This is a genomic window from Streptomyces sp. NPDC043867 (genome assembly GCF_056435845.1).
Genome location: NZ_JBWKDS010000017.1, coordinates 1 through 8,960 on the forward strand (window position 1 = coordinate 1; position 8,960 = coordinate 8,960).

The following is an 8,960-nucleotide window of genomic DNA, read 5'->3' on the forward strand; positions in this document are numbered from 1 at the left end:
TACGGGAAGGCGACGCCGGAGGCGCTGGTGGAGTCGGCGCTGTGGGAGGCCTCCCTCTTCGAGGAGCACGGTTTCCGGGACATCAAGATCTCGGTCAAGCACAACGACCCGGTCGTGATGGTCAACGCGTACCGGCAGCTGGCGGCGGCCTGTGACTACCCGCTGCACCTGGGTGTGACGGAGGCGGGGCCGGCGTTCCAGGGCACGATCAAGTCGGCGGTCGCTTTCGGTGCGCTGCTCTCGGAGGGGATCGGGGACACCATCCGGGTCTCGCTGTCGGCGCCGCCGGTGGAGGAGATCAAGGTCGGCATCCAGATCCTGGAGTCCCTGAACCTCAGGCAGCGTGGTCTGGAGATCGTTTCGTGTCCGTCGTGCGGGCGGGCGCAGGTGGATGTGTACAAGCTGGCGGAGGAGGTCACGGCGGGGCTGACCGGCATGGAGGTGCCGCTGCGTGTGGCGGTGATGGGCTGTGTGGTGAACGGTCCGGGTGAGGCGCGTGAGGCGGACCTCGGTGTCGCGTCCGGCAACGGCAAGGGGCAGATCTTCGTCAAGGGCGAGGTCATCAAGACCGTGCCCGAGTCGAAGATCGTGGAGACCCTCATCGAAGAGGCGATGAAACTCGCCGAGCAGATGGAGGACGACGTCGCGTCCGGGGCCCCCGCCGTCACGGGGACACCCGCGGTGACGGTGATCTGAAGCGGAAACGGACCGAGAGGGGGCCCGAGCGTGACCATTCTGGAGAGCATCCGGGGACCGCGCGACCTGAAGGCGCTGTCCGAGGCGCAGACCGGCGAACTGGCCACTGAGATACGCGAGTTCCTGGTGCAGGCGGTCGCGAGGACCGGGGGTCACCTCGGGCCCAACCTGGGCGTGGTGGAACTGTCCCTCGCGCTTCACCGGGTCTTCGAGTCGCCCGTGGACCGCATCCTGTGGGACACCGGCCATCAGAGCTATGTGCACAAACTGCTCACCGGCCGCCAGGACTTCTCCAAGCTGCGCGGCAAGGGCGGCCTCTCCGGCTACCCGTCGCGCGAGGAGTCCGAGCACGACGTCATCGAGAACAGCCACGCGTCGGCCGTGCTGGGCTGGGCGGACGGTCTCGCCAAGGCACGCGAGGTGCGGGGCGGTGACGGCCACGTCGTCGCGGTCATCGGGGACGGCGCGCTGACCGGCGGCATGGCGTGGGAGGCGCTGAACAACATCGCCGCCGCCAAGGACCGCCCGCTGATCATCGTCGTCAACGACAACGAGCGCTCGTACGCCCCGACCATCGGCGGCCTGGCCAACCACCTCGCGACCCTGCGGACGACCGACGGGTACGAGAAGGCGCTGGCCTGGGGGAAGGGCGTACTGCTGCGGACGCCCGTCGTCGGGAACACCCTCTACGAGTCGCTGCACGGCGCGAAGAAGGGGTTCAAGGACGCGTTCGCGCCGCAGGGCATGTTCGAGGACCTGGGGCTCAAGTACGTCGGGCCGATCGACGGGCACGACACGGCGGCCGTCGAGTCGGCGCTGCGGCGCGCCAAGGGCTTTCACGGGCCGGTTCTCGTCCACTGCCTCACCGAGAAGGGCCGCGGTTTCGAACCCGCTCTCGCGCACGAGGAGGACCGTTTCCACACGGTCGGTGTGATGGACCCGCTCACCTGCGAGTCCCTGGCGCCCGTCAACGGGCCCTCCTGGACCTCGGTGTTCGGTGACGAGATCGTCCGCATCGGGGAGGAGCGCGAGGACGTCGTGGCGATCACGGCGGCCATGCTGCACCCGGTGGGGCTCGGGGAGTTCGCCGAACGGTTCCCCGACCGGGTCTGGGACGTCGGGATCGCCGAGCAGCACGCCGCGGTGTCCGCGGCCGGGCTGGCCACGGGCGGCCTGCATCCCGTGGTCGCCGTCTACGCGACCTTCCTCAACCGGGCGTTCGACCAGTTGCTGATGGACGTCGCGCTGCACCGGTGCGGGGTGACCTTCGTGCTGGACCGGGCGGGCGTCACCGGTGTGGACGGCGCCTCCCACAACGGCATGTGGGACATGTCCATCCTCCAGGTCGTGCCGGGGCTGAGGATCGCCGCGCCGCGCGACGCCGGCCAACTGCGGGCCCAGTTGCGCGAGGCGGTCGCCGTCGACGACGCCCCGACGCTGGTCCGCTTCCCCAAGGAGTCGGTCGGGCCGGCCGTCCCCGCGGTCGGCCGGGCCGGCGGCATGGACGTCCTGCACCGCGCCGAGCGGCCCGAGGTGCTTCTGGTCGCCGTCGGCGTGATGGCGCCGGTGTGCCTCCGGGCCGCGGAGCTGCTGGAGGCCCGGGGGACCGGCTGCACCGTCGTCGACCCGCGCTGGGTCAAGCCGGTCGATCCCGCGCTGCCGGGCCTCGCCGCCCGGCACCGTCTCGTCGCCGTCGTGGAGGACAACAGCAGGGCGTCCGGGGTCGGCGGCGCCGTCGCCCTCGCCCTCGGTGACGCCGAAGTCGACTTACCCGTCAGGAGGTTCGGCATTCCGGAGCAGTTCCTCGCGCACGCCAAGCGCGGTGAGGTGCTCGCGGACATCGGCCTCACGCCCGTCGAGATCGCCGGACGGATCAGCGCCGGCCTGGCGGCGAAGGACCAGTTCGCCAAGGAGAAACAGGAATGACCATCCCCTCAGGGACGGCTCCCTCGGAGGAGCCCGTCACCGGGAGGCCCCTGCCCGGGGACTCCCCTTCCGCCCCTTCCCCCTCCGGGGACTCCGCTTCCGTCAACTCTCCTTTCCGGGAGTCCCGTTCCGCTGCTTCCGACACGGGGGAGTCGGGTTCCGGGAGATCCCGTTCCGAGGAGTCCCCTTCCAGGGAGCCGCTCTCCGGCGCCCGGGAGTTCGATCTCGCCGAGCTCCTGGCCGAGCGCGGCGGCGAGCGCTACGAGCTGCACACCAAGCACCTCAACCACCAGCTCCCGCGCATGCTGCACACCATCGGCTTCGACAAGGTCTACGAGCGGGCCGAGGGCGCGCACTTCTGGGACGCCGACGGCAACGACTACCTGGACATGCTCGCCGGATTCGGCGTGATGGGCCTCGGCCGCCACCACCCCGTCGTCCGCAAGGCGCTGCACGACGTCCTCGACGCCTCACTCGCCGACCTCACCCGTTTCGACTGCCAGCCCCTGCCCGGACTGCTCGCGGAGAAGCTGCTCACCCACAGCCCGCACCTGGACCGGGTGTTCTTCGGCAACAGCGGCACGGAGGCCGTCGAGACCGCCCTCAAGTTCGCCCGGTACACGACGGGAAAGCCGCGCGTCCTCTTCTGCGCGCACGCCTTCCACGGGCTGACCACCGGCTCGCTGTCCGTGAACGGCGAGAGCGGCTTCCGCGACGGCTTCGCGCCGCTCCTGCCCGACACGGCCGTCCCGCTCGGTGACCTGGACGCCCTGGCGCGGGAGTTGAAGAAGGGCGACGTCGCCGCACTGATCGTCGAACCCATTCAGGGCAAGGGCGTGCTCGAGGCCCCGCCCGGCTATCTGCGCGCGGCCCAGGAGCTGCTGCGCGGGCACAAGGCGCTGCTCATCGCCGACGAGGTGCAGACCGGGCTCGGACGTACCGGCGACTTCTACGCCTACCAGCACGAGGAGGGCGTGGAGCCGGACCTGGTCTGTGTGGCGAAGTCGCTGTCCGGCGGCTACGTGCCGGTCGGCGCGACGCTCGGCAGGGACTGGATCTTCAAGAAGGTCTACTCGTCGATGGACCGCGTTCTGGTGCACTCGGCGAGCTTCGGATCCAACGCCCAGGCCATGGCGGCCGGGCTCGCCGTGCTCTCCGTGCTGGAGAACGAGCAGGTGGTCGCCAACGCCCGGGCGACGGGCGAGCAGTTGAAGTCCCGGCTCACGGCGCTCGTCGACAGGTACGAGCTGCTCAGTGACGTACGCGGCCGCGGCCTGATGATCGGCATCGAGTTCGGCCGGCCCCGGTCGCTCAAACTGCGCAGCCGGTGGACGATGCTCCAGGCCGCGCGGAAGGGACTGTTCGCGCAGATGGTGGTCGTGCCGCTGCTGCAACGGCACCGCATCCTGACCCAGGTCTCCGGCGATCACCTGGAGGTGATCAAGCTGATTCCGCCGCTGATCATCGGGCAGCGCGACGTGGACCGGTTCGTGGAGGCCTTCACCGCCGTCATGGACGACGCGCACAGCGGGGGCGGACTGATGTGGGACTTCGGGAAGACCCTGGTCAAGCAGGCGGTCGCGAACCGCTGACGCCCCTTCTTTTGCCTCCGGGGCAACAAACTTGCCGCGGAGGCAAGCGCTGCGGCTCAATGGACGGTATGAGCCCTGCCGAGGGTACGCACCCTCCCGGACCGGGGGACGAGCTGCCCGCCGTCGCCCCGCAGCTGCGCGCACTGCGCCGCCGCGCCTCCCTCACCCTGGAGGCGGCGTCGCGCGCCGCCGGGCTCTCGCCCGCCCATCTCTCGAGGCTGGAGACCGGGCAGCGCCAGCCCTCGCTGCCGATGCTGCTCGCGCTCGCCCGCGTCTACGGTACGACGGTTTCGGAGCTGCTCGGCGAGAGCGTCGCCGACCGGGACGCCGTCATGCGCGCCGCCGACCTGGAGCCCAGCACGGCGGGCGGCTGGACCTACTGGCAGGCGGGCGCCCCCGGCCGCGGCATGCAGGCACTGCGCGTGCACGTGCCCTACGGGGCGCAGGGCGACATCGTGCGCGTCCACCCCGGCGAGGAGTGGCTGTACGTCCTCAAGGGCGGGCTGCGCCTGCGCCTCGGGGACACCGCGCACGTCCTGGCGCCCGGGGACAGCGCGCACTTCGACTCGCTCACCCCGCACCGCCTGGCCGCCGCCGACCGCGCCGGGGCCGAGCTGCTCTTCGTCCACACACTGCTGCAGAGCCCCACCACGGCGCTGTGCCTCGGCCCGGTGACCGGCCACCCGACACCAGGAGAGACGTCATGACCGAACCCACGGAGCCCGGGTCCCGGCGGTCCATGGAGGAGAAGTTCCCGCGCGCGCTGTGGGTGCGGCTCATCGTCTACGTGGCCGTGGGCCACCTGTTCGCGGCCTTCGTCTATCTGCTGTTCACACTGGGTGCACGGAACCAGTAGCCGAAGGGGGGCGTCCCGCTCGGCCGGCCCCGCGGGAGACCGGCCGTCAGGACCCCGGGCCGGGATCTCGTCACTCGAGGAGCCGGTCGCGCAGCCGCTCCCGCAGTTCCGGGGTGACCCGCAGCCCCTGCTCCAGGTAGGTATCGGTCCCGCCCCAGGTCGCCTCGATCGTCTCGAAGGCGGCCGTCAGATACTCGGCGCGGGCGTCGAAGAGCGGGCTGAGCAGCTCCATGACCTCGGGGGAGTAGGCGGAGGCCGCGGAGCTGCTGCGGTGGACCTTGTACCGGCGGTGCGCGGCGTTCGACTCCAGGTAGTCGGCGAGGATCGCGTCGCGCTCGACACCGACGGCGAGGAGGGTCACGGCTATCGACAGGCCGGCGCGGTCCTTGCCCGCCGCGCAGTGCATCAGGGCGGGCACACTGTCCTCCGCCAGCGCGTGCAGCACGCGTGAGTGCTCGGCGGTGCGCTCCTTGATGATCATGCGGTAGGAGCCGATCATCCGGTCCGCCGCCTTGCCGTCGGCGAGGATCGCGCGCAGCTGCTCCAGGTCGCCGTCGCGGACCATCTTCCAGAACTCGGCGCCGTCCGCCGGGTCGCTCAGCGGCAGATTCACGTTCCGCACGCCCGGCAGCTCGATGTCCGGGCCCTCCAGCCTCTGGTCCGCGGCGTTACGGAAGTCGAAGATCGTGTGCAGGCCGAGCGAGGCGAGGAACTCGGCGTCCTCCCCGGTCGCGTGCGCGAGGTGGCCGCTGCGGAACAACCGCCCGTACCGCACTCGCCGACCGTCCGTGGTGGGCAGGCCGCCCACGTCACGGAAGTTGCGCACTCCGGCCAGCTCTGGCTCGGTCGACGGGATCTGCTGCGTCACGGGGGCTCCTCCCACTCGTCCGTCGGCGCTGCCTCGGCGTAGCTCACCGACCGGATGCGCTCCTGACGATACGACATGGGTTCCTGGGGCAATGAGTTGTCCACAGGCGGCGTATCCCGGGCGGAGTACCGCGACGACGTGACCGAAGGTTGCCCGGGGCCGAAGCCGGTAAGACGTCGCTCGTAGGGCGCCGGGCCGTGCGGGGACCGCCCGCGCCGGCGGATGGTGACCCAGGCAGATGGAGGAGTGACAGGTGAAGGGCTTCCGCGGATTCATCCTGCGCGGCAATGTGGTCGACCTGGCGGTCGGCATCGTCATCGGTGCGGCGTTCACCGCCGTGGTGAACGGCTTCGTCCGGGCCTTCCTGACCCCGCTGGTCGGTCTGGCGTCGGGGACCACTGGTGACCTCAGCCGCAAGACCTTCACGGTGGGCGGGACCGAATTCCCGTACGGGGCGTTCATCAACGCCGCCATCAGCTTCCTGCTCGTCGCGACCGCCCTGTACTTCCTCGTGGTGCTGCCCGTGAACAAGCTGCACCAGCGTTTCGCGCCGAGCCACGACGTGCAGGCACCCAAGCGCGAGTGCCCCGAATGCCTCAGCCCCGTGCCCACGGAGGCCCGCCGCTGCGCCTCCTGCACCAGTCCGCTGCCGGCGCTCCCCGCGCAGGTGACGGCCCAGTCTGCGGGGGACGGCACCGTACCCGCTCGTCAGGACCGGTGAGAACGATCGGCCTGTCGGACGGGGCGGCACGCACGCTGCCCCGTTCGGACGCTCGGGTCCGAGCTGCCACGCGGGCGCCGGGCTGATGCCCGTTACGACTCGTCCCTTGCGGGAAGTCGCAGCCCATGAACGCATGGGCGGACCTTCGTGAAAAGGATCATCGGCTGACGCGGCGGGTCGCCGCGTGGCAGTCGGACTGCGCGCGGCGCGTGCTGCCGGCGGTGGAGGACGCCGCCCAGCACACCAAGCTGTGGTGGGGTGCCGCCGCCGTCATGTCCCTGGCCGGCTGGAAAGGCCGTCGGGCCGCGGCCGCGGGACTGGCGAGCATGGCTGTGGCGGAGCTGGTGTCCAACGCCGTGCTCAAGCAGGTGTGCGAGCGGGAGCGGCCGCCGAAGGAATGGATCTCGCACGAGGACGTGCACGAGCGGCCCGACTCCTCCTCGTTCCCCTCCGGGCACACCGCCGCGGGCGTGGGGTTCACGGCCGCGGTGGCGGCGGTGTGGCCCCTGGCGGGCGCCGTGTGTGCGGTTCCGGCCGCGATGGTGGCCACCGAGCGGGTGCACACCGGCGCCCACTATCCGTCCGACGTCGCGGCCGGAGCGGTGATCGGCCTGGCCGCGGCCGCTCTGGTGCGCAAGAGCCCCCGGCTGGTGCTGCGTCTGCTGCGGTGAGCCCCGGGGAGCACGCTCCCCACCGTGGCCGCCTCGGTGCGGCCGGCCGTCCGAGCCCTCGGCGGGCCGCGTCTCCACGAGCGGTCCGCCGTCGCCGTCCGTGTGTCCTGCCTGACGCCTGACGCCGGACGCCTGACGCCGGACCCCGAAGGCCGGACGCCATGCGGCAGATATCCTTCAATGAACTGTCTGGACCTTCTGTCCCATTTGTGGGTATGGGTCCCAACTGGTGCGCAATCAGGGCCTCCTGGCGGGGTGGCGCGTGAGCAGCGTCATACCGGTGACAATGCGTCGTGAACCCGGTTTCTCAAGTCTTCGGGATTACCGGGCGATTGCAGACCCGGAAAGATCACTCGTCGACGGACAGTGACCGGCAATCCGGACATGGATCAAGAAATGGGTGTGCACAGAAAACCCACAAGCTTGTCGACGCCCTCTCACGTCGCCTACGTTCACCCTCACTCCGGACGGACGCCCAATCCTGCCGCCGCCCGGAATCCCGCACACTCACCCGTCCACGGCAGGAGCGGGGGACCCACAGGTATGACGCCTGTTCCGGTCTCCGGACAGGCTAGGGGTTGAGCCGCGCGCAACGCGGCCGGGCATCTCCAGCTCGCACCCGACAGCTCACCTCGCAGGCGCCGGAGAGGAATGCACCATGCCCGCGAAGGGTAAGCACCGCCGTCCCAAGTCCCTGCGCCTCACCCGCTCGATCGCCGTCGTCGGCACCGGCGGCGCCGCACTCGCCCTGCCGCTGATGGGAGCCGCGGGCGCCCACGCCGCGACTCCCGCGGCCGCCGTCTCCGCCGCTCCGGAGAAGGCCGCCGCCGCCGCGCCGGCCGCCGCCCAGAAGGCCGAGACGAAGACCTACGCGGTGAAGGCCGGCGACTCCCTCGCGAAGATCGCCGACACGCAGCACGTCAGCGGCGGCTGGAAGAAGCTCTACCAGGACAACCGCGCGGTCATCGGGGGCGACCCGGCACTGATCCACCCGGGTCTGAAGCTGACGCTCGGCGGCAAGGCCGCGTCCCCCGCCGCCCCGTCGTCCGGCAAGACCACCCAGACGACGAAGACGAAGGCCGCTCCGGCCGCGGCCACCAGCAGCTCCGGCTACACCCTGCCGGTCGCGGGCGCCATCGTCGGCACCGCCTACAAGACTGCGGGCAGCATGTGGTCCAGCGGCTACCACACCGGTGTCGACTTCGTGGTCCCGACCGGCACCTCCCTCAAGGCCGTCGGGCCCGGCACCGTCGTCTCGGCCGGCTGGGGCGGCGCGTACGGCAACCAGGTCGTCATCCGGCACGCCGACGGCCAGTACTCCCAGTACGCCCACCTGTCCTCGCTGTCGGTCTCGGCCGGGCAGACCGTGACCGGCGGCCAGCAGATAGGCCTGTCCGGCGCGACGGGCAACGTCACCGGACCGCACCTGCACTTCGAGATCCGCACCACCCCGGACTACGGCTCGGACGTGGACCCCATCGCGTACCTGCGCGCGCACGGCGTCTCCGTCGGCTGACGCCCGCACACGCCGGGGGGGGGGAAGGGGAGGGGGGGGAGGCCGGAGGGGGGGGGGGGGGGGGGGGGGGGGGGGGGGGGGGGGGGGGGGGGGGGGGGGTGGGGTGGGGTACGT

The 8,960-nt window shown here is 71.3% G+C and carries 9 protein-coding genes and 1 riboswitch; of the genes, 8 read left to right on the plus strand and 1 reads right to left on the minus strand.

The window, feature by feature from the left end:
- From AC069T_RS18425 to AC069T_RS18445, 5 genes are all read left to right on the plus strand, one after another.
- The coding region (locus AC069T_RS18425; RefSeq protein ID WP_478783740.1) for a flavodoxin-dependent (E)-4-hydroxy-3-methylbut-2-enyl-diphosphate synthase at positions 1-696 on the plus strand (696 nt) is incomplete at its 5' end.
- A gap of 30 nt (positions 697-726) precedes the next feature.
- Complete coding sequence (dxs, locus tag AC069T_RS18430; protein ID WP_478783741.1) at positions 727-2,622, plus strand: 1-deoxy-D-xylulose-5-phosphate synthase; 1,896 nt, start codon at positions 727-729, stop codon at positions 2,620-2,622.
- Positions 2,619-4,214, plus strand: coding sequence for an aspartate aminotransferase family protein (locus AC069T_RS18435; RefSeq protein ID WP_478783742.1), 1,596 nt, complete (start codon positions 2,619-2,621; stop codon positions 4,212-4,214). The genes dxs and AC069T_RS18435 overlap by 4 nt, the downstream gene beginning before the upstream one ends.
- A 68-nt stretch (positions 4,215-4,282) precedes the next feature.
- The gene (locus AC069T_RS18440) at positions 4,283-4,921 is read left to right on the plus strand and encodes a helix-turn-helix domain-containing protein (RefSeq protein ID WP_478783743.1); all 639 of its coding nucleotides are present in this window, start codon (positions 4,283-4,285) and stop codon (positions 4,919-4,921) included.
- Between the two features lie 32 nt (positions 4,922-4,953).
- Positions 4,954-5,070, plus strand: coding sequence for a DUF6126 family protein (locus AC069T_RS18445; RefSeq protein ID WP_478783854.1), 117 nt, complete (start codon positions 4,954-4,956; stop codon positions 5,068-5,070).
- Between the two features lie 70 nt (positions 5,071-5,140).
- On the opposite strand, the gene AC069T_RS18450 is transcribed toward AC069T_RS18445, so the two are convergent.
- Positions 5,141-5,938, minus strand: coding sequence for a tyrosine-protein phosphatase (locus AC069T_RS18450; RefSeq protein WP_478783744.1), 798 nt, complete (start codon positions 5,936-5,938; stop codon positions 5,141-5,143).
- A 253-nt stretch (positions 5,939-6,191) separates the two neighbouring features.
- On the opposite strand from AC069T_RS18450, the gene mscL reads away from it, so the two are divergent.
- From mscL to AC069T_RS18465, 3 genes are all read left to right on the plus strand, one after another.
- Entirely contained in the window at positions 6,192-6,659 is a 468-nt protein-coding gene (mscL, locus tag AC069T_RS18455) for a large conductance mechanosensitive channel protein MscL (RefSeq protein WP_478783745.1), read from the plus strand.
- Between the two features lie 125 nt (positions 6,660-6,784).
- Positions 6,785-7,330 (plus strand): phosphatase PAP2 family protein, encoded by a 546-nt coding sequence (locus tag AC069T_RS18460; protein WP_478783746.1) that lies wholly within the window; start codon positions 6,785-6,787, stop codon positions 7,328-7,330.
- Positions 7,331-7,828: 498 nt separating this feature from the next.
- Positions 7,829-7,986: riboswitch (cyclic di-AMP (ydaO/yuaA leader) on the plus strand.
- 2 nt (positions 7,987-7,988) lie between these two features.
- Complete coding sequence (locus AC069T_RS18465; protein WP_478783747.1) at positions 7,989-8,846, plus strand: M23 family metallopeptidase; 858 nt, start codon at positions 7,989-7,991, stop codon at positions 8,844-8,846.
- The last annotated feature ends 114 nt before the right edge of the window (positions 8,847-8,960 follow it).

Coding starts and splice junctions, on each gene's coding strand:
- AC069T_RS18465 (WP_478783747.1), top strand. CDS start 7,989: ATGCCCGCGAAGGGTAAGCACCGCCGTCCCAAGTCCCTGCGCCTCACC.
- AC069T_RS18445 (WP_478783854.1), top strand. CDS start 4,954: ATGGAGGAGAAGTTCCCGCGCGCGCTGTGGGTGCGGCTCATCGTCTAC.
- AC069T_RS18440 (WP_478783743.1), top strand. CDS start 4,283: ATGAGCCCTGCCGAGGGTACGCACCCTCCCGGACCGGGGGACGAGCTG.
- AC069T_RS18460 (WP_478783746.1), top strand. CDS start 6,785: ATGAACGCATGGGCGGACCTTCGTGAAAAGGATCATCGGCTGACGCGG.
- AC069T_RS18435 (WP_478783742.1), top strand. CDS start 2,619: ATGACCATCCCCTCAGGGACGGCTCCCTCGGAGGAGCCCGTCACCGGG.